Origin of the sequence: Kosakonia oryzendophytica (genome assembly GCF_900094925.1) — a bacterium.
Lineage (GTDB): Bacteria > Pseudomonadota > Gammaproteobacteria > Enterobacterales > Enterobacteriaceae > Kosakonia > Kosakonia oryzendophytica.
On sequence record NZ_FMAY01000005.1, the window covers coordinates 215,036 to 234,357 of the forward strand.

At 54.2% G+C, this 19,322-nt stretch carries 16 protein-coding genes; 10 read left to right on the top strand and 6 right to left on the bottom strand.

The window, feature by feature from the left end; translation table 11 throughout:
• Nucleotides 1–4: 4 nt before the first annotated feature.
• Nucleotides 5–1,384 carry an SrfA family protein gene (locus tag GA0061071_RS10905; RefSeq protein WP_088237581.1) on the bottom strand — a complete coding sequence of 460 codons (1,380 nt, stop codon included), beginning with the start codon at nucleotides 1,382–1,384 and terminating at the stop codon, nucleotides 5–7.
• 278 nt (nucleotides 1,385–1,662) lie between these two features.
• On the opposite strand from GA0061071_RS10905, the gene GA0061071_RS10910 reads away from it, so the two are divergent.
• Together GA0061071_RS10910 and GA0061071_RS10915 are read left to right on the top strand one after the other, a co-directional pair.
• A complete protein-coding gene (locus tag GA0061071_RS10910; protein WP_088237580.1) occupies nucleotides 1,663–3,261 on the top strand; it encodes an ABC transporter substrate-binding protein in 1,599 nt (532 codons plus the stop codon).
• Nucleotides 3,262–3,271: 10 nt separating this feature from the next.
• Nucleotides 3,272–3,505, top strand: coding sequence for a YdcY family protein (locus GA0061071_RS10915; RefSeq protein ID WP_061495979.1), 234 nt, complete (start codon nucleotides 3,272–3,274; stop codon nucleotides 3,503–3,505).
• Here the strand turns inward: GA0061071_RS10915 and GA0061071_RS10920 are convergent, their stop codons facing one another.
• Together GA0061071_RS10920 and GA0061071_RS10925 are read right to left on the bottom strand one after the other, a co-directional pair.
• A complete protein-coding gene (locus GA0061071_RS10920; protein WP_061495977.1) occupies nucleotides 3,506–3,955 on the bottom strand; it encodes a DMT family transporter in 450 nt (149 codons plus the stop codon).
• Complete coding sequence (locus tag GA0061071_RS10925) at nucleotides 3,952–4,470, bottom strand: GNAT family N-acetyltransferase (protein ID WP_061495975.1); 519 nt, start codon at nucleotides 4,468–4,470, stop codon at nucleotides 3,952–3,954. Before GA0061071_RS10925 ends, GA0061071_RS10920 begins: the two co-directional genes overlap by 4 nt.
• A 37-nt stretch (nucleotides 4,471–4,507) precedes the next feature.
• Here GA0061071_RS10925 and GA0061071_RS10930 point away from each other — a divergent pair, with 37 nt between their 5' ends.
• The 4 genes from GA0061071_RS10930 (at nucleotide 4,508) to GA0061071_RS10945 (ending at nucleotide 9,227) form a co-directional block, all read left to right on the top strand.
• Nucleotides 4,508–5,083 carry a helix-turn-helix domain-containing protein gene (locus GA0061071_RS10930; protein ID WP_061495973.1) on the top strand — a complete coding sequence of 192 codons (576 nt, stop codon included), beginning with the start codon at nucleotides 4,508–4,510 and terminating at the stop codon, nucleotides 5,081–5,083.
• Between the two features lie 67 nt (nucleotides 5,084–5,150).
• Nucleotides 5,151–6,188, top strand: coding sequence for an NADP-dependent oxidoreductase (locus GA0061071_RS10935; RefSeq protein WP_061495971.1), 1,038 nt, complete (start codon nucleotides 5,151–5,153; stop codon nucleotides 6,186–6,188).
• A 254-nt stretch (nucleotides 6,189–6,442) separates the two neighbouring features.
• Nucleotides 6,443–7,099 carry a GntR family transcriptional regulator gene (locus GA0061071_RS10940; protein ID WP_061495969.1) on the top strand — a complete coding sequence of 219 codons (657 nt, stop codon included), beginning with the start codon at nucleotides 6,443–6,445 and terminating at the stop codon, nucleotides 7,097–7,099.
• A 193-nt stretch (nucleotides 7,100–7,292) separates the two neighbouring features.
• Entirely contained in the window at nucleotides 7,293–9,227 is a 1,935-nt protein-coding gene (locus GA0061071_RS10945) for a methyl-accepting chemotaxis protein (protein ID WP_088237579.1), read from the top strand.
• A gap of 83 nt (nucleotides 9,228–9,310) precedes the next feature.
• On the opposite strand, the gene GA0061071_RS10950 is transcribed toward GA0061071_RS10945, so the two are convergent.
• Both GA0061071_RS10950 and pqqU read right to left on the bottom strand, forming a co-directional pair.
• Nucleotides 9,311–10,312 (bottom strand): S1/P1 nuclease, encoded by a 1,002-nt coding sequence (locus tag GA0061071_RS10950; protein WP_088237578.1) that lies wholly within the window; start codon nucleotides 10,310–10,312, stop codon nucleotides 9,311–9,313.
• Between the two features lie 309 nt (nucleotides 10,313–10,621).
• On the bottom strand, nucleotides 10,622–12,730 hold the full coding sequence (gene pqqU, locus GA0061071_RS10955) for a TonB-dependent receptor PqqU (protein WP_088237577.1): 2,109 nt from the start codon (nucleotides 12,728–12,730) through the stop codon (nucleotides 10,622–10,624).
• 263 nt (nucleotides 12,731–12,993) lie between these two features.
• Here pqqU and yncE point away from each other — a divergent pair, with 263 nt between their 5' ends.
• Entirely contained in the window at nucleotides 12,994–14,055 is a 1,062-nt protein-coding gene (yncE, locus tag GA0061071_RS10960; RefSeq protein WP_061495961.1) for a 7-bladed beta-propeller protein YncE, read from the top strand.
• Nucleotides 14,056–14,116: 61 nt separating this feature from the next.
• Nucleotides 14,117–15,130 (top strand): alpha/beta hydrolase family protein, encoded by a 1,014-nt coding sequence (locus GA0061071_RS10965; RefSeq protein WP_088237576.1) that lies wholly within the window; start codon nucleotides 14,117–14,119, stop codon nucleotides 15,128–15,130.
• 59 nt (nucleotides 15,131–15,189) lie between these two features.
• On the opposite strand, the gene ansP is transcribed toward GA0061071_RS10965, so the two are convergent.
• A complete protein-coding gene (ansP, locus tag GA0061071_RS10970; protein ID WP_088237575.1) occupies nucleotides 15,190–16,686 on the bottom strand; it encodes an L-asparagine permease in 1,497 nt (498 codons plus the stop codon).
• Between the two features lie 461 nt (nucleotides 16,687–17,147).
• Here ansP and GA0061071_RS10975 point away from each other — a divergent pair, with 461 nt between their 5' ends.
• Together GA0061071_RS10975 and GA0061071_RS10980 are read left to right on the top strand one after the other, a co-directional pair.
• Nucleotides 17,148–18,164: an MsnO8 family LLM class oxidoreductase gene (locus GA0061071_RS10975; protein ID WP_061495956.1), complete on the top strand. Its 1,017-nt coding sequence runs from the start codon at nucleotides 17,148–17,150 to the stop codon at nucleotides 18,162–18,164.
• Nucleotides 18,161–19,282, top strand: coding sequence for an amidohydrolase (locus tag GA0061071_RS10980; RefSeq protein ID WP_088237574.1), 1,122 nt, complete (start codon nucleotides 18,161–18,163; stop codon nucleotides 19,280–19,282). Before GA0061071_RS10975 ends, GA0061071_RS10980 begins: the two co-directional genes overlap by 4 nt.
• The last annotated feature ends 40 nt before the right edge of the window (nucleotides 19,283–19,322 follow it).

The window sequence follows — 19,322 nt, forward strand, 5'->3', positions numbered from 1 at the left end:
AAACTCAGTCACCTGTTTTTCTGAACGTCACCGGAACAGTGGTTTTGGCGTCAAAACGCGCGTTACATTCCGCGACGTCATTGGTGCTTGCTTTACAGGAAATTTCCGGCATCGGGTAGCGGGATCCGTCACTGCAACGTGCGTTGCCACGGCTCTTAATCATCAGTTCACCGGTGCCATGCAGACCGGAGTAGAGATCCGCGCGGCAGGTAATATTCTTACCGTGAACAATGCGTGCCGTGCCTTTATTGTTCTGGATCTGGAAGCGCACAGCAGGGGCTTTGCCGGTTTCCGGATCTTTAACGTCCAGCGCCACGCGCCAGTTGCCGTTAAGGAAGCGCGTAGAGCCAATTTTCACCTGCAGGGCGTCCATCACCAGCGCATCTTTGGGAATGGCGTTGATCACCACCGGCTCTTTCACTTCACGGGGCTCAGGCACTTTCTCTTCTGCACGCACTTCAGCACGTACTTCAGCCTGATGCAGCGGCAGACTTGCTGCCAGCATCGGTGCTGCCTGTATCGGTTTTGGTGCAATCGCCACCGGAGCTGGCTGCGGCATGGCGGGCGCGGGTGTAGGGGTTTGCGTCGTTTGTTGATTGAGGACGAACGGTGCTGCCACGGCAATGGCGACGGCCGCCGCAACCGGCAATGCCCACAGACCATAACGACGGCGTTTCTTCGCCACCGGCATCGGCATCGGCATCGGCGTCGGCGCAGAAGCAGGTGCTGGAGCTGGAACGGGCTCCGGCGCAACATTTTGCACAGGCGGCACGGGTGCGGGCTGAGGTTTGATTTCCGGCGCAGGCGTCAACAGCGGTTCATCAGCCTGGCTGAATGTTACGGCAACCGCAGTCTCTTCCTCTTCAGGTTCCGGTGGCAGAATAATGACCGGTTCTTCCTCTTCCTGTTGGCGCAAACATTCGAGGACATCCTCACGGGCGCTTTCGTTCAGGTTGACGAACCCCCAGAAGGTGATGACGGGTTTACCATCGACCAGGAAAACATGGTTTTCGCCGGGAAACTGCAACGCCTTTTCCAGCAGGGAACCAAATAACTGCTGCGCCGTTTTTGGCGATTGCATGCATTTGCGGCTCAATGCCGCGGCGCTATCCAGCGTGCTTTCGAGGTAGCGCAATGCCTTAAAACGCGCCTCTTCATCGGCGGCCTTCCACGAGACCGAACGCCCCTCAACGGGCGAATACCAGTCAACACGATCGCCTTCATCATTGACCTGGGGAATCGCCAGGCAGTCTACCAGCGCCTGCTGCTTACGCAGACGGAGTGCTTCACGAATTTGCAATGCCGAATCAAATACGGCCTGACCGCCGCCGCCAACGGCCTGGAAATCATCCAGATCACCGCTGCGCAAGAGAGTTTTTGCCACGTTTTCATCCCATAGACTTCTTCACGCGTCTACTCTACGCAATGCGATAGCAAGTAAACGGCAGAAGAAAGCTCAAAACCATTGAATTCTCGACGCATTGATACCGTCGAATCGACTTGACGGCACGAAAAACACTTAACATAAATTTTAATGTTAATCATGGTGGATATTTCAGCGAAATCAACTGCTTTAGAATAACCTGAGCGTGAATCGTTATTTGCCAGTTTGCCGGAGCTATGCTGTGATTACGGCTCCATATAAAAAAGAAGGTTCCTGATATGTCCACAGGGAAAACGCTGCTCGCTCTCGCATTGAGCACACTGTTACCAGCAAGCGCTGCATGGGCAGCGGCAAATGATACCCTCATCTACTGCTCTGAAGCGTCGCCAGAGTCCTTTAACCCACAGATTGCCAGCTCCGGCCCGACGTTTGTCGCCAGCTCGCAGGTGCTTTACAACCGTCTGGTTAACTTCGATCCGGTAAAAAATACGCCGATTCCGTCGCTGGCTACCGGGTGGAAAGTCTCCGACGATGGCAAAACCTGGACGTTTACGTTGCGTCAGGGCGTGAAATTCAACAGCAACAAATACTTCAAACCCACGCGTGATTTTAATGCCGATGACGTGATTTTCTCCGTCCTGCGTCAAAAAGATGCGCAACATCCTTATCATAATGTTTCGCAAGGTAATTACGAATACTTCACCGATGTCGGCCTTGATAAGCTGATCAAAGAAGTGAAAAAAATCGACGACTACCACGTACAGTTTGTGCTCAATGAGCCAAATGCCGCGTTTCTGGCAGATTGGGGAATGGATTTTGCCTCCATTCTTTCTGCGGAGTATGCCGATGCGATGCTGAAAAAAGGCACGCCGGAATACGTCGACACCTGGCCTATTGGCACTGGCCCGTATGCACTGCAACAATATAAAGCCGACGCGCAGATTCGTTATATTGCCAACCCGAATTATTGGGATGGCCCGGTACCGACAAAACACCTGATCTTTGCCATCACACCAGATGTACAGACGCGACTGGCGAAGCTGCAAACCAACGAGTGCCAGATTATTCCCGCACCTTCGCCGGTGCAGTTTGATCAAATCAAAAATAATAAAGACCTGACCCTGCACACGGTCGATGCGCTGAACGTCGGGTATCTGGCGTTCAATACGGAGAAAAAACCGTTCGATAATGTGCTGGTGCGCCAGGCGCTGAATTATGCGACCGATAAACACGCGATTGTTAACGCCGTCTTCCTGGGGTCCGGTAGCGTGGCGAAATCGCCTTTGCCGCCCAATATGCTCGGTTTTAATAAAGACCTGAAGGACTACCCCTACGATCCTGAAAAAGCCAAAGCGCTGCTCAAACAGGCCGGTCTGGATAAAGGCTTTGAGGCCACGCTGTGGTCAATGCCGGTGCAGCGCCCGTACAACCCGAACTCGCGCCGTATTGCAGAGATGATTCAGGCGGACTGGGCGAAAGTGGGCGTGAAAGCGAAAATTGTCTCTTACGAGTGGGGCGAATACCTTTCGGGGATGCGTAAAGGCGAACACGACACGGCGCTGTTTGGCTGGATGTCGGACAATGGCGATCCGGATAATTTTGCTGATGTATTGCTTGGTTGCAACAGCATAAAAACCGGTTCCAACGCCGCCCGCTGGTGCGATAAAGGGTATGATGCTCTCGTACAGAAAGCGAAGGTGGTGGCCGATCCGGCGTCGCGCGCCAAACTGTACAGCCAGGCACAGGAGATTTTCTACCAGCAAGCGCCATGGATCGCGCTGGCGAATGGTAAAACGTTCTATGCCACTCGCAGTAACGTGACCGGTTACAGCGTGAGCCTGATGGGCAGTGATTTTTCGAAAGCAAAACTGAATTAAAGGAGAGGGTATGTCACACCTGGACGAAGTTGTTGCCCGCGTCGATGCGGCCATTGAACAGAGTGTTATTGCCGGCATGAACGAACTGTTGATTGAATTGAGCGATGACGCCGCGCTGAGTCGTGAAGAACGTTATGCTCAGCAACAGCGCCTGCGACAAGCCATTGCTCATCATGGTCGCCAGCATAAAGAAGATTTGGATGCGCGACGGGAACAGCTGACCAAAGGTGGCTCGATCCTGTGATCAGAACTGGCGTCTGGCCACCAGCCAGGCGCCAATCACCAGCAGTACGGCACCGCACACCGGGCCGATAAGCGCCCGCATCGGGATCCCGTGACTTCTGACAACATCCAGTACCAACCCGCCAATCAGCTGGCTTGCCACTAACACCGCAATGGTGGTGGCCGCGCCGACATACTGATAGCCGCTGATGCTGGCGAAAACAAAAAATGATCCCAGCAGACCTGGAATTAACGTCCACCATTTCACGCTGGCATAGAGTTCCTGAAAGCCAGAAAGGCCATATTTAACCAGCAGGATACTGACAAACAGTACAATGCCCACCAGCGAGTTCAGCAACATCGCGATAAGGATCGTCGATGCTGACTGCGTGATGCGCACCATCAAGGTATTTTGCACCACCAGGCCAATACCGGCGGCAATCAGAAAGGTGAGCGTTAGCGACTGATTCATGGGAGCGCGTCCGGGTCGGTGCGGTTATCCAGTTGTAACTGCATAAACGTCAGATCCAGCCAGCGACCAAACTTGGTGCCAACCTGTGGCATTTGCCCGGTCGTGACAAAACCCAGTTTGCTGTGCAGATGAATGGAACCGTGGTTTTGTGCCTCAATGCCCGCCACCATCACATGTTTACCCAAGCGTTTGGCGTCTTCGATTAACCGTTCCATTAATGCCAGTCCCAGGCCTTTGCCCTGATGATCCGGATGAACATAGACCGAGTGTTCAACGGTGTGGCGAAACCCGTCGAAAGCGCGCCAGTCGCCAAAGGATGCATAACCGGTAATCACACCGTTCTCTTCGCTGACCAGCACCGGGTAGCCGAGCAGAGCACGCGCTTCAAACCAGGCGATACGATTTTCCACATCGACGGTTTGGTCATTCCAGATCGCCGCCGTGTTCACCACAGCATGGTTATAAATCGCGGCGATTGCCGCGCAGTCCTCTCTGCCAGCATAACGAATACTCATGGTTGAACCTCTATTTTGTACACTATAGTATTACGATATGAATACTATCTCAGACACTATAAATCAACGGATCAGTGCACGAATTCGTGTCGAACGCGAATCCCGCGGCTGGTCGCTCAGTGAACTGGCGGAGCGCGCCGGGGTGTCACGGGCGATGATCCACAAAATAGAACGTGCAGAAAGCAGCCCAACCGCGGCACTGCTGGCGCGGCTTTCCGGCGCGTTTGGCATCAGTATGTCAACGCTGATTGCACGTGCGGAAATGCAGGAAGGAAAACTGCTGCGCTATGCCGATCAACCGGTCTGGCGCGATCCGCAAAGCCACTATCTGCGACGCCACGTCTCCCCCAGAAGCGATTTGCCTATCGATCTCGTGCACATTGAACTGCCTGCGGGCAGCAACATCCCGATGCCAGCCTCCTCGTATGCGCTGGCGCGCCAGTTAATCTGGTTGCAGGAAGGCGAGCTGGTTTTTCAGGAAGGGGACACGCGCCACGAAATGAAAGCCGGGGATTGTCTGGAACTGGGCCCCCCCAATGATTGCCGGTTTATCAACGAAAGTGATGCGCCGTGCCATTATCTGGTTGTGCGACTTAACCATTCCAGCTCGTAATGGAAACGCACACCGCGCTGTCAGCGACTAGTATCAATAGTTAGTCTGACAAGCAGAGGAGTGCAGAATGAATCAACAATCTCACCGTAACCGCCGTTGGGTGCTGGCTTCACGCCCGCATGGCGCGCCGAACGCGGACAATTTCCGTCTGGAAGAAGACAGCATTGCCACCCCTGGAGAAGGCCAGGTGTTGCTGCGTACGGTTTACTTGTCCTTAGATCCTTATATGCGCGGGCGTATGAGCGATGCGCCTTCCTACACGCCGCCGGTACAAATAAATGAAGTGATGTGCGGCGGTACGGTTAGCCGGGTGGTGTCGTCGCTGCACCCGGACTTTGCTGAAGGGGACTGGGTATTAGGCTACAGCGGCTGGCAGGACTATGACATTTCGGGTGGTGAAGGACTGGTAAATCTGGGCGCAAACCCGCAGCACCCTTCGTGGGCATTGGGTGTGCTTGGTATGCCGGGTTTTACCGCCTATATGGGACTGCTGGATATTGGTCAACCGAAAGCCGGAGAAACACTGGTCGTTGCTGCCGCTACCGGGCCGGTCGGCTCGACCGTTGGGCAAATCGGCAAACTGAAAGGTTGCCATGTAGTGGGAGTGGCCGGGGGCAGTGAAAAATGTCGCCACGCTGTGGATGTATTGGGTTTTGATCACTGCCTCGATCACCATGCGCCAGATTTTGCCCAACAACTGAAAACGGCCTGTCCACAAGGTATCGATATTTATTTTGAAAATGTCGGTGGAAAAGTATTCGATGCCGTACTGCCGTTATTAAATACTGCGGCGAGAATTCCGCTTTGTGGGCTGGTGAGTGGTTATAACGCAACCGAGCTTCCCGCCGGACCCGATCGTATTCCGCTATTAATGGCCACGCTGCTGAAAAAAAGAATCCGGTTGCAAGGGTTTATTATTAACCAGGATTATGGTCACCGCCTAAACGAATTTCAGCAAGAAATGGGGCAGTGGGTGAGTGAAGGAAAAATCCACTATCGCGAACATGTGACAGAAGGGCTGGAGAACGCGCCGGACGCCTTTTTCGGCCTGCTCGAAGGAAAAAACTTTGGCAAAGCGGTAGTCAAAATAGGCGCAGAAAGCTAAGCAAACGATGGCGGTAAAAAACCGCCATCATAAATTGTGCAAAATCTAAAAAAACGTCTTTAATTATACAAGCATAAGGAACTGATGACCTTGTGAAGGCAGTTCCTGGTGGTTGTGCATAATAAATAACATTTGTTCTACTTTTAAGCGACAATCCAATACCAGGCATGTGTTTATATAATATATTCTTTGCAAAAAGATCACGGACACGCTACCAGGCTGATAATAGATAAGAATTTAAACAGGATGCAAACATGCTTGATTTGGAAAAAGCGCAGCGGACCAGCCTCACTATGCAAGTTGAAGCCAGTCTGAAAGGTGCGCTTATTATTGGCGCCCTCAAACCTGGCGCACGTCTCATTACGAAAGAAATAGCAGATCAACTTGGCACCAGTATTACACCGGTGCGCGAAGCACTGTTGCGGTTGGTCTCCGCCGGTGCATTGCATGCCACTCCCGCCCAGGCGTTTCTTGTTCCGGAGGTCAGCCTTGAACGTTATAACGAAATCAATTTGATTCGAAAAAACCTGGAAGGTATGGCTGCGCGCTCCGCCAGCCAGAATATGACCAAAGATAAAATCAGGGAACTGCGGATGCTGGCGGGCTCCTTCCATGAAGCGTTAAAAAGTGGCAACACCGAACAAACGCTACAGGCCAATCGCGCATTTCGCTTTAGCGTTTACCAACAAGCGGGGATGCCAACATTAACTGCGCTTATCGAACAATTATGGGTCCGTATCGGCCCTTGTTTTAATTATCTTTATCCGTCTTCGGCTGAGTTATCACGCGGGCATGATTACAGTGACCTGCTCGCTGCACTCGAAGAAGGGGATGGTTTTGCCAGTGAAAGAGCGCTATGGCGAGCCATTGATGAGGGCGCAACCATTATCAACAAGCAGTTCCATCGCTGAGTGATAATTGATAAAACCTATGGTTTAAAGTCAAATATACATGCTCCCCGGCTAAAATTTGCGTAAGGGGAGCATCTGTATCACGTTTTTCACTGATAAGACTCGCTTAAGGCTGAAATCCTTGCACAGTGTGCCGATAACAAATGTTGGCGCAGTTAGGCGCTAACATTTGCTGTTTAGCAAGGAGTCCTGAATGTCATTTAGCCAGCGGTTGAGTAATATAAAAATCAGCAGAAAGTTGTCAGTGGGGTTTGGTCTGGTGCTATTCCTGGTTGCCATCGCCACCATCCTCAGTATGTTGCGCTTTAAAGAAATACGCGACGTCTACGAAAAAACAAACCTGATGTATAACATCAACATTGAAGTATTTCAGGCGAAGATAAACCGCCTGAAATACTTTTATGGTGATGATAAATCCGGAGAGGTGATGTCCAACTATGTACGTCACGCTTCCGAGTTAACCGCCAGCGCGGACGCACTCTCCTGGTCTGCGTCTGAAAAGCAGATCATCAACGATGTGGCGGGCCACCTTAATACGTTCCAGAGCAGCATCGGCGAGATGCAAAAAGCCACCAGTGACATTCGCGCTATACGCGATGCGCTGGACAAACTGGCCGCAAGCGATCTCTCCGCACGATACACCGCGCTTATCCATGCACCGCTCGCCGATGCCAACCTGATGACGCAGGTTTACGAACAATTGTTCGCCATCAGCGCCGTGCGTGATGCAGCGCTGGTAGTACGTTATAGCCCGAGCCAGGCGTCCCGCGACGCATTGGATACACGTTTTAGCCAGACGCAGAAAAGCGTACAGGCGCTGGCGAGTCAATTGCCGGCGGAGCTGAAGTCACCGCTGCAATCCCTGTGGGATGATACGGTGAAATACCGCGATCTGAGCGTGAACTACTTTACCGCCTGGCAGGCACTGAAAGCGGCGGAGGATAAAGTTAAGGTCGGCGGCGACAACAGCAGCGCCTCACTCAAACAGATCATTGCACTGGTCAAAGCCCATAACGATGAGCTAGCGTACACGTCCAGTTCTATTGCGGCAATCATCGGTGTGATTGCGATTCTGATTGGCGTGATTGTCTCCTGGTGGGTTATCCGTCAAATCACCCGTCCGATTGACCGTAACCTGGCGCTGGCGGAGCGTATTGCCAGCGGCGACCTCAGTTCGAATATTCAGGCGCAGAGCAAAGATGAGCTGGGGCAATTGACCGGTGCCATGGGGCGTATGAACGACACGCTGCGCGACATGATCCATGAAGTACGCAACAGCGTAAGTCAGGTATCACGCGCGGCGACGGAAATCGCCGAAGGCAACACCGATCTCTCTTCCCGTACTGAGCAGCAGGCCGCCGCCGTGGTGGAAACCGCTGCCAGCATGGAACAGTTGACCGCCACGGTGAAAAACAACGCCGATAACGCCCGCAATGCCCGCAGTCTGGCGGCGCAGGCGTCGAAAACCGCCAGCGAAGGTGGCAGCGTGATGCGCGAAGTGGTGGATACCATGGGCGATATTCACAGCAGTTCGAACAAAATTGCCGATATTACCGCGGTGATCAACAGCATCGCTTTCCAGACCAACATCCTGGCGCTGAACGCCGCTGTGGAAGCCGCCCGTGCAGGTGAGCAGGGCCGGGGATTTGCGGTAGTGGCCAGCGAAGTTCGCAGCCTTTCTCAGCGCAGTTCGCAGGCGGCGAAAGATATCGAACAGCTGATTAGTGAATCCGTCTCCCGTATTAACATCGGTAGCGAACTGGTGGCGAAAGCAGGGGAAACCATGGATCAGGTGGTGCAGTCCGTCACCCGGGTGAATGACATTATGGGGGAAATCTCTTCCGCCTCCGAAGAACAAAGCCGGGGTATCGAACAGATTGCCCGCGCAGTCGGCGAGCTGGACAGCACCACACAACAGAACGCGTCACTGGTAAGCGAATCCTCCTCTGCGGCAGGTTCGCTGGAAGAGCAGGCGCGTCTGCTGGAAGAGCTGGTCGCCACGTTTCGTCTTGAACAGGGTGGCGCGAAACCGGCTTCCGCAGGGAAACCGACGATCAAGCCGAACCTGAAAGCAAAAGCGGAACCCCGTGAAACGGCCGTCAGCGAAGAGGGCTGGACAACCTTCTAAACACGCAGTGAGCCAATCAAAAAGCCCGGATGCGCCATGCTACCGGGCTTTTCATTTTTGCTTACCGGCAAAATGACCGTGCATCAGTTATCTGGCCAAAGGGCTTTCAGAAGCCAGGCCAGATGGGCGCCGCCTTTCTCAAGCTGCGTTGCCTGAAGAGCTTCCCGCTGCGCGGTGTAATCGGGTTGATACTCTACCGACCAGTTCCCCCCCGTTTTCTTACCAAACACCACATTCTGGAAAGCGGCACGGCCATTAACGAGCGTATCGCTGGCCCATTGCGCCGGCCAGGTGGAGAGATCGCCTGTCGGCGCGGGTATAGCCGTTGCGCCGGGCAGCAACGCTTTCCATCCCTCTTTTTCCGTGTAGCGTTTCGGCGGCATATCCCACAGCGCGTGAAGCGTTGTATTGCCAGCGATCAGATCGTTGCCTCCGCGAGTATCTGTGCCTTGCGCAGAGTCACTCCGGTCGGGGTCTATGGGGTGTCCCTGATCATTAAGATAAATGGCCGCCACGTGGAGCGGCTGTGTTTCATCGCCTACGAAATGTACCAGCAGTTGCAGCGCCTCTTTTTTATCTGCAATGTCAAACGGTGCAGGGGCTGTGCCCCCTTGTAACACGCGGACTGCGGCGTTGATAGCCTGCACAACATCATGATTTGAGGTGCCATATTCTCCCTGCTGATAGGCGTCCCGTTGGATAGCAACATCGGTGAAATGGTAATATCCATGGCAGTTTTTAACCGTTTTCCCGGGGGTACATTGATCCCAATTGCGCTTCACATAGTCCACCAGTGGAGTGCGATCTTTAAAAATAGCGCACTCGGCATATTTGCCATCTTCCTGGTAGTAAAAGCGACCGTTGTTGTCGTTGTGCTTCACCGATTTCACGCAATCAGCCCACACGGATACGGTTTTTAACGTCATACCTTCGCCCAGTATTTCGCGGACGTGCCGCTCAGCATTCGAACCCGCAATTAACGTATCAGCGATTTCACCAATAATTTGATGTCCCTGATAATTCCACGCCAGGGATGTACTTGTATAAAAAAACAACGCAACACAGAGACATTTTGATACTTTCATAACAACCCCTTTTTCTCAGTTGGCTTGCTGATGTAACGCTTTGCGGCGCAACGATGACGGGACTGCAGAGGTGTGTTGACGACGAACGCCGCCCTGACATGAATCAGGCGATGAAAACGTCATCTTCAGACCAGAATGAATGCCGGAGTGGCACAATAAATGATAGCAAGAGATGTTTTTTTATCCGCAGCCGAAGACTGGCTCGCCCAAAAACAGGGAAGGATGCATGTATAGCAATAGTGTATTGGATAGAACTGCGTAAGCATTAAGAGGTCACCCGCCCGGCGGCGGGTGACCCCGATTTCCGTGTTATTCGAATTGATAAGCCACCGACAAGCCCACACCGTAATTACGCCCCGGCGCAGGTTCGTAATAACGCCCATTCGACTCGTTAACGATCACCGACCCCACATATTCGCGGTCAAACAGATTATCGATACGCCCGAAGAGATCCATCATCCAGTTGCCATAGCGAAATTTGTAGCCCGTATTCAGGCCCGCCACGGTATAAGACGGCGCTTTCGCGGTGTTTTCATCATCCGCCATCAAGTCGCTCATATACCGTACATCCGCACCGGCGTACCAGCCTTGATCCGGGATCCAGCCCAGCGATGCGAAGCCCATATTTCGGGCAATACCCGGCATACGGTGACCGTTACAGTCGGCGTCATTGCACACCTCGCTACGATAGGTGGCATCAAGATAGGTCCATGCCACTTTAGCCCGCCAGTTTCCGGCAAACTGCTGATCCAGAGACAGCTCAGCACCCTGGCGACGGGTTTTCCCGGCGTTTTTATAGGTCGTGCGACCTCCGCTGCTGGTATCGGTGACGATTTCATTATCCGTATCAGTACGGAACAGCGCCGCCGTCAGTAAACCATTACCGATACGGGTTTTACTGCCGACTTCTACCGTATCGTTGGTCGACGGCTTCAGCGCAAAGTTGAGTCCGCTCTGGCCATCGGAACGGTAGGAGAGTTCATTAATGGTCGGTGTTTCAAATCCACGTCCGGCGGCGACATACACATTCCAGGCATCGGTGACGGCATATTTCAGCGACCCTGCCGGGAGCCATTTATGGTAATTCGCCTCGCCGCTGTCATCGCCGTTCCGCGCAGTAATGTAATGATCGTTGGAGTCAAACCACACGGAGCTGTACCGAACGCCAGCTTCTAACGCCAGCTTTTCGGTTAACTGCCAGCCGGTTTGCAGATAGGGGTCAACGTTCCACATCAGATTGCGCTCGTCACGGCGCAGATTGCCTTCACGACCGTAGAGAGGCGTCGTGCCGCTCATCACAAAGTTTTCATAGCCTTTGCGCTGTTCGGTCATGGTTTCGTAATTCAGCCCACCGGTAAACGTCACCGGGACACCCAGCTCACCGCGATGCGTCCAGCGTGTATCGATCCCCTGATAGTGACGTGTCAGGTCGATCACACCCCCGGCATGCTGCGCATTCAGTTGTGGTGCCCGGGGAATGGACTGATATTGCGTGGTTTCACGCTCTCCGGCATACATCATCACGCTCAGGTCATCGTGTGCACTGAGCTGGCGTTCATAGCGTAAACCCGCCTGGGTTTGTTTAATGGTTTTGCGTGTGTCGTACTGTTCGGCGCGTGGAGACTGGCGCGGATTGTTTCGCCACTCGGATTGGGTTAAGCCTCCCGCATCGTTGGCATTGATATCCACGCTGTTAAAAATCAGGCTCAGTTTGCTGGCATCATCAATGCGTACGCCCAGTTTGGCATTCGCCAGATTTTTACGTGCACCGCTGCGATCGCGATAACCGTGCGTCACAAAACGGGTACTGGAGACAGTGTAATCCACATCCCCGGCATGGGTGCCATCACCCATCGCGCCGGTGGCTTTCACTCCATAGCGCCAACTGGCGTCGCTACCGTAATAACTGCTGGCTTCAATCGTCGCCGGTTCCCTTCCGGTTTGCGTGGTGACATTCACCACACCACCAGACGCGTTACCGTAAAGCGCCGAGAACGGGCCGCGCAGTACATCAATACTTTCCACGCTGTTGAGGTCAATATTCGATGTCTGCCCCTGGCCATCCGGCATGGTGGCGGGGATGCCGTCAACATACATGCGGATACCGCGCACGCCATAGGTTGAGCGGGAACCAAACCCGCGAATCGACAATTGCAGGTCCTGTGCATAGTTTTGGCGATTCTGTACCTGCAAACCGGGGACACTGCCCAGTGACTCAGACAAATTGACCCGTGGCGTGGCCTGGCGAATATCATCGCCCTGAACAACGCTCACAGCAGCAGGCGTATCCAGTTCAGAAACGGTGTGGGGTGTGGCGCTGACAATCAGGGTTTGTTCATCGGCAAAAGCCGAAGGGGGCACCAGAGCCGGGAGCAGCAAGGCCGGCAAAGTGAGCCTGGTGGTGGAAAAAATAGTCATGGCGGAACCGGGTTATAAAACGAACTAATAGGAAAATACGACAATATGTTAAATCGCATGTTAATCATTTGAAAACATTAAGCGCACATTACGTTAATAATAAGCGCAGTGAGTAAACCGAGATAACGCCTTTTCAAAAATTATGACTCCACATTACTGTCATTAATGATTACTATTCTCACTTATAACAATAAGCGAGGCTGTGGCGTCGCACACTGGAAGCGTGTGAAAAATAACAATCGTGTTAATCAAAGGGAGTCGTCATGTCTTTACGTCATTTATGCTCGCCGCGTTTGCGGCATTCCCTGGTCCTCGGCTCACTACTGCTGGCGGCGTCATTCACCACACAGGCAGCAGAAGAGATGCTGCGCAAAGCCGTAGGCAAAGGGGCGTATGAAATGGCCTTTAGCCAGCAGGAAAATGCGCTCTGGCTGGCAACGGCACAAAGCCGAAAAACCGATAAAGGCGGGGTGGTGTACCGCCTCGACCCAGCAACGCTGGCGATCACACAGTCCATTCACAGCGACCTGAAACCGTTTGGCGCGGCGATCAACACCCGCACGCAAACCCTGTGGTTTGGCAATACTACCGATGGCACGATCACAGCGATCGATGCCAAAAGCGGCATCATAAAAGGACGTGTGGTGCTGGATGCACGCAAACGCTCTGAAACCGTGCGTCCGTTGCAGCCGCGCGAGTTGGCGGTCGATGAGAACACCAACACGGTGTATATCACCGGGGTCGGGAAAGAGAGTGCAATCTGGGTCGTGGATGGCGAAACGCTGAAACTGAAAACCACCATTACGCAGACCGGCACCTACAGCACCGGGCTGGCGATCGACGCGGCAGCAAAACGCCTCTATACCACCAACGGTGACGGTGAACTGATCACTGTCGATACCGGCAAAAACAGCATCATCGCACGTAAAAAACTTCAGGATGACGGTAAAGAACACTTTTATTTGAACCTGAGCCTCGACACAGCGGGCCACCGTGCCTTTGTGACCGATTCCAAAGCGGCGGAAATTCTGGTGGTTGATACCCGCAATGGTAACGTGTTACAGAAAGTCGCCGTGCCAGAATCACTGGCGGTGCTGTTTAACCCGACGCGTAATGAAGCTTATGTTACCCACCGCGAAGCCGGGAAAGTCAGCGTTATCGACGGCAAAACCTACAAGGTTGTCAAAACCTTCGACACACCGACTCACCCCAACAGTCTGGCACTCTCTGCAGACGGCAAGACGCTGTTTGTCAGTGTGAAACAGGCCTCCAGCCGTGAAAAAGAAGCCACCGAGCCGGATGATGTGATCCGCATTGCGCTGTAATCTCGCCATCGCTTAAGCTCCCTACGGGGAGCTTTTTTATGACTGACGGAAGAGTAAAGCGATGCGTAATTGCCTGGTTATCGTGATGGGCCTGCTACTGACGCTGGGTGCGTTGGGTGTTTACCGCTTAACGGACTTCACGCTGCCGACGGATGCGCAGCAACATACCTTGCAGGTGGATTATCAACAGAGCCGGCTTGAAGGAACGTTAATTGTTCCGCACGGCGTGGTTTCACCGCCAGTGGTATTGCTGGTGCATGGCGATGGGGCACAGGATCGCTGGTCGGACGGCGGCTATCTGCCGCTTGTGCGCTATCTTGTCTCTCAGGGTATTGCGGTGTTTTCCTGGGACAAGCCAGGCGTGGGAGCAAGTCAGGGAAACTGGCTGGCGCAAACCATGGATGATCGCGCGCACGAAGCTGCCTTTATGCTGCAACAGCTTAAACAGATGCCGGAACTGGCCGCGAGTCGCGTTGGCTTCCTCGGCTTTTCCCAGGCGGGTTGGGTTGTTCCCGACGCCAGCGCCTTCGCGAAGGCGGATTTTGCCATACTGGTTGGCGCAGCGATCAACTGGCGCGATCAGGGGAGCTATTATCTGCGCCAGCGACTCAGCCGGGAAGGCATGTCAGAACAAAACATCCGTGAGGCCGTGGCCCGTGATAGCATTGATTTCGCGACACAGTTTACCCCGCAAGCGGCGTTACGCCCGTGCCAGGTGAGCTGTAACCGGGATGATTTTGAGCGCCGTAATGCCTTTGCTGATGCCAGGGGTGCCATTGCCCGCATGCACACGCCGGTGATGATCCTGATGGGCAAGGACGACAGGAATGTTGACCCACAGGAAACACTCGCGGTATGGGCGGCGGACTTACCGGCCAATACTGTGCGCTGCATCAAACCGGTTGCTGGCGCAACGCACGGCTTACTGAGAAGTCGCTGGTTTGATTATCAACTGCCTTCCCAATGGCCACTCTGGAAGCAGGGGGTGTTTCTGTTATCCGGTCAGTACGCCTGGGCACCGGGCGCGCTAAGCGGGATAACGGACTGGATACACACCGGCACGTGCACACAGTAAGGCTCGCAGACATAAAAAAAGCCTGCGCGGGGCGCAGGCTTGTTCACAATAGGGAGGGGTTACGAGCGTGACGCTTCTTCTACGAGCGGCGTTTTTGTTTCTTCATTCGGCGCAACCGGCGCAGTGCTGTGGATAGCCTGCACGCGTTTACGTACGCCAAACCAGCCAGCAACCAGCAGAACGGCGATCAGCGGGATCGAGCCGATGGTATAAGTCCCATTCGGGTAGTCGAACGCCATCAGCACCAATACGCTGAACAGGAACAGCAGGGTCAGCCATGACGTGAACGGCGCGCCCGGCATTTTGAAACTCACATCCGCCGCTTTACCTTCTTTGATGGCTTTACGCAGACGCATCTGGCAAATCACGATAAACGCCCATGATGCGATAATGCCCAGCGATGCCACGTTCAGAACGATTTCAAAGACCTGCGACGGCACCAAATAGTTCAGGAACACCCCAACAACGTAGACACCAATGGTGACCAGAATCCCGGCGTAAGGCACGTGATGACGGCTCATTTTCGCCATGAATTTCGGTGCGGAGCCACCCATCGACATCGAGCGCAGGATACGGCCAGTAGAGTAGAGACCCGAGTTCAGACTGGAGAGCGCAGCGGTCAGCACCACCATGTTCATGATGTCGCCGATGTACGGCACACCCAGTTTGGAGAAGAAGGTGACAAACGGACTCTGACCTGCCTGATAGGCATTCCACGGCAGCAGCAGTACCAGCAGCACCACAGAACCGACGTAGAACAGACCGATACGCCAGATCACGCTGTTAATGGCTTTGGGCACCATCGTCTGCGGATCTTTACATTCGCCCGCCGCGGTACCGACCAGTTCAATGGAGGCAAAGGCGAAGACCACGCCCTGAACCAGTACCAGCGCAGGCAGCAGTCCGTGCGGGAAGAAACCGCCATTGTCGGTAATCAAATGGAAGCCGGTTGTGCCGCCGTCCAGCGGTTTACCGGTGCCGAGGAAAATCGTACCGACAACGAGGAATACCACAATCGCCAGCACTTTGATCAACGCAAACCAGAACTCCATTTCGGCGAACCATTTCACGCCGATCATGTTCATGGTGCCGACGATCGCCAGCGCGCCCAGTGCAAATACCCATTGCGGGACATCACCAAATGCGCCCCAGTAGTGCATATACAGCGCCACAGCGGTGATATCCACGATACCGGTCATCGCCCAGTTCACGAAGTACATCCAGCCGGCAACAAACGCGGCTTTTTCACCCAGAAATTCGCGGGCATACGAGACAAAACTGCCGCTGGAAGGACGGTGCAACACCAGTTCGCCCAGTGCACGCAGAATAAAGAAAGAGAAGATACCGCAAACCAAATAGACGATAGCCAGCGATGGCCCCGCCATTTGCAGTCGGGCGCCTGCGCCCAGAAATAAACCGGTACCGATTGCGCCGCCAATGGCGATCATCTGTACCTGACGGTTACCCATAGCCCGGCTGTAGCCCTCTTCGTGAGAGTTAAGCCAGCGTCGTTTTGCCGCGTGATGATCGGCAGCGTGGTTGTGATCTTTTTTCATTGTTTACCTGTTCACCTGTCTGAACCTTGCTGAGTTCCTCAACCCTCGGGATGGCTAACCAAACGATTGCCCCGTCGGGTAAACGCCCTGTCTTTCCAGTCATTCTGCGTATGGATAAGACAAAACATGGCGCAGCATCGTAACCGCAATCGATTACTGACGCAAAACATACACACCAGAAAGACGGCGAGTATTAGTGGAAATTGTGAGGTCACCGGTATCAGGTAGTGTAACTGATTCATAATGGCGAAAAATGCAACAGAAATAACCGTGAGCGGCCAAACGGATTTTAACAAATCAGAACAATCGTCTTCTTTTAACCCTAAGCCTTAACACTCACCACAGCGCCTGCATGCCCTTACTTTGCTAATTTTTTGCTTATTTAATGTAAATTAATTGTTTCACAGCGAATTCAGCGCGTCCTAATAATAAAAGCCTCTTTTCTAACGTGAGTGCGCTGCATGTCTTATCGTCTGAGTCTGCTGGATAAAAGTCCCATTGCGGAACATGAAACCGCGCAGGACGCCCTGAATCGTACGCTGCAACTGGCTCAGCGTGCGGAAAAATGGGGCTATCACCGTTTCTGGATAGCCGAACATCACAACACCGCGCAACTGGCCAGCCCGTCTCCTGAGCTGGTTATCGCCTGGATCCTCGGTCAGACCCAACGTATTCGCGTCGGCTCCGGTGGCGTGATGCTGCAACACTACAGCCCGTACAAGGTCGCGGAAAACTTTAATCTGCTGGCAACCCTTGCGCCAGGACGGGTCGATCTCGGCGTCGGCAAAGCACCGGGCGGATTACCGCTCTCCACCCGCGCATTGCAGCAGGGTGTGCACAGCGAGGAGAAGGGCAGTTTTGCCGATCAACTGGCGCAACTGGATAACTGGTTATCGCTGGCGAAAGAGGAAAGTGGAGAAGACACGGTACTGGCCACGCCATTGCCTGCGCAGCGTGCTGCGGGTTTCTTGCTCGGTGCCAGCCTCGAAAGCGCCGAACTGGCGGCCCGGCTGGACTGGAACTTTGTTTTCGCAGCACATTTGAATGGCGATAAAACGCTTCTTCGTGACGTTGTCACGCAATGGCAACAACACAGCCAGCGCGATACCTTCGTTGCGGTGCAGGTGATTGTCGCCGCGACGCAAGCGCAGGCCGATGCACTGGCGCAGCAAGTGGAAGTCTGGGGTGTGGAGTTAGCCAATGGTCAACGGGTTAGCGTCGCCAGTGAAGCGCAAGGGCATGCTTTCGCTCGTCAGGCAGGCAGCCCGGTAGTACGTATTGCGCGCCGGGAACCGTCACTGATTGCCGGAACGCCGCAAACGGTGCTGGCCGGGCTGGACACGCTGCATCAGCACTATGGCATCCATGAATTTATTATCGACACCCCCATCGCTGAAGGGACGGCGCGAATCCGTTCATTACAGTTGCTGGCGGAGGCGTTCGCTGAAGCGCATACCCCTCAGGAGGTGGCAGGATGAGTTTTGCCGGACAACTGATCAACTGGCGGCGCGAGCTGCACCAACATCCAGAACTCTCATTACAGGAGTTTGAAACCACCCGCCGTATTCGCCACTGGCTGGAGAGCGCCGGATTACGTCTGCTTCCACTGACGCTGCCGACCGGCGTGGTGGCCGAAGTGGGCAGCGGAGAAAAGGTGGTAGCGCTGCGGGCGGATATCGACGCCTTGCCCATTGACGAAGCCGTCGATGTGCCTTTTGCGTCGCGTAACCCCGGCGTGATGCACGCCTGCGGACATGACGTTCACACCAGTGTGATGCTCGGCGCAGCACTGCTGCTGAAAGAGAAAGAGCCACAACTGGCAGGTCGCGTGCGTATTCTGTTTCAGCCGGCGGAAGAGAATTTCGGCGGTGCGAAACGGTTGATCCAGGCTGGTGCGCTGGATGAGGTGAACGCCATTTTCGGCATGCACAATGAGCCAGGATTGCCGGTGGGCACCTTTGCCACACGTAGTGGGGCCTTTTATGCCAATGTGGATCGCTTTTCGCTGAAGGTCACCGGTAAAGGTGCGCATGCCGCGCGTCCACACGAGGGCAACGATGCTGTCCTGCTCGCCAGTCAGTTAGTGGTCGCGCTGCAAAGTATCGCCAGCCGCAATATCAACACGCTGGAGTCGGTGGTATTGAGCGTCACCCGCATTCAGGGCGGTAACACCTGGAACGTGTTGCCGGAAGCGGTGGAGCTGGAAGGGACGCTGAGGACGCACCAGATTACCGTACGCGACCAGGTAAAACGCCGCGTTAACGACATTGCCGCCGGACTGGCGCAAGCGTTCGATGCGGAGATTGCGGTCCGTTGGTTTGAGGGACCCGCCGCGCTGGTGAACCATGATCGATGGGCCACCTTTGCCCGCGATGTTGCCGACTGGCACGGGTATCGCACCGAAGAGGCCGACCTGCATATGGGCGGCGAAGACTTTGCAGTCTACTTACACCATATTCCCGGCGCGTTTGTCAGCATCGGCAGCAACAGCGAATACGGCTTGCATCATCCGGCGTTTAATCCCGATGAGCAGCTCATTGAAGGCGCTGCGCGTTATTTCGCGCTGCTGGCGGAAAAAGCCTTACTCCAACACTGATGTGAATGTCTTTATCCAGGGCTCCGGCCCCGGGTCACCT

Bases quoted from the DNA above. Each gene is read 5' to 3' on its own strand.
- yncE (WP_061495961.1), top strand. From the start codon at position 12,994: ATGTCTTTACGTCATTTATGCTCGCCGCGTTTGCGGCATTCCCTGGTC.
- GA0061071_RS10980 (WP_088237574.1), top strand. From the start codon at position 18,161: ATGAGTTTTGCCGGACAACTGATCAACTGGCGGCGCGAGCTGCACCAA.
- pqqU (WP_088237577.1), bottom strand. From the start codon at position 12,730: ATGACTATTTTTTCCACCACCAGGCTCACTTTGCCGGCCTTGCTGCTC.
- GA0061071_RS10920 (WP_061495977.1), bottom strand. From the start codon at position 3,955: ATGAATCAGTCGCTAACGCTCACCTTTCTGATTGCCGCCGGTATTGGC.
- GA0061071_RS10965 (WP_088237576.1), top strand. From the start codon at position 14,117: ATGCGTAATTGCCTGGTTATCGTGATGGGCCTGCTACTGACGCTGGGT.
- GA0061071_RS10930 (WP_061495973.1), top strand. From the start codon at position 4,508: ATGAATACTATCTCAGACACTATAAATCAACGGATCAGTGCACGAATT.
- GA0061071_RS10910 (WP_088237580.1), top strand. From the start codon at position 1,663: ATGTCCACAGGGAAAACGCTGCTCGCTCTCGCATTGAGCACACTGTTA.
- GA0061071_RS10915 (WP_061495979.1), top strand. From the start codon at position 3,272: ATGTCACACCTGGACGAAGTTGTTGCCCGCGTCGATGCGGCCATTGAA.
- GA0061071_RS10935 (WP_061495971.1), top strand. From the start codon at position 5,151: ATGAATCAACAATCTCACCGTAACCGCCGTTGGGTGCTGGCTTCACGC.
- GA0061071_RS10945 (WP_088237579.1), top strand. From the start codon at position 7,293: ATGTCATTTAGCCAGCGGTTGAGTAATATAAAAATCAGCAGAAAGTTG.
- GA0061071_RS10925 (WP_061495975.1), bottom strand. From the start codon at position 4,470: ATGAGTATTCGTTATGCTGGCAGAGAGGACTGCGCGGCAATCGCCGCG.
- GA0061071_RS10975 (WP_061495956.1), top strand. From the start codon at position 17,148: ATGTCTTATCGTCTGAGTCTGCTGGATAAAAGTCCCATTGCGGAACAT.
- GA0061071_RS10940 (WP_061495969.1), top strand. From the start codon at position 6,443: ATGCTTGATTTGGAAAAAGCGCAGCGGACCAGCCTCACTATGCAAGTT.
- ansP (WP_088237575.1), bottom strand. From the start codon at position 16,686: ATGAAAAAAGATCACAACCACGCTGCCGATCATCACGCGGCAAAACGA.
- GA0061071_RS10950 (WP_088237578.1), bottom strand. From the start codon at position 10,312: ATGAAAGTATCAAAATGTCTCTGTGTTGCGTTGTTTTTTTATACAAGT.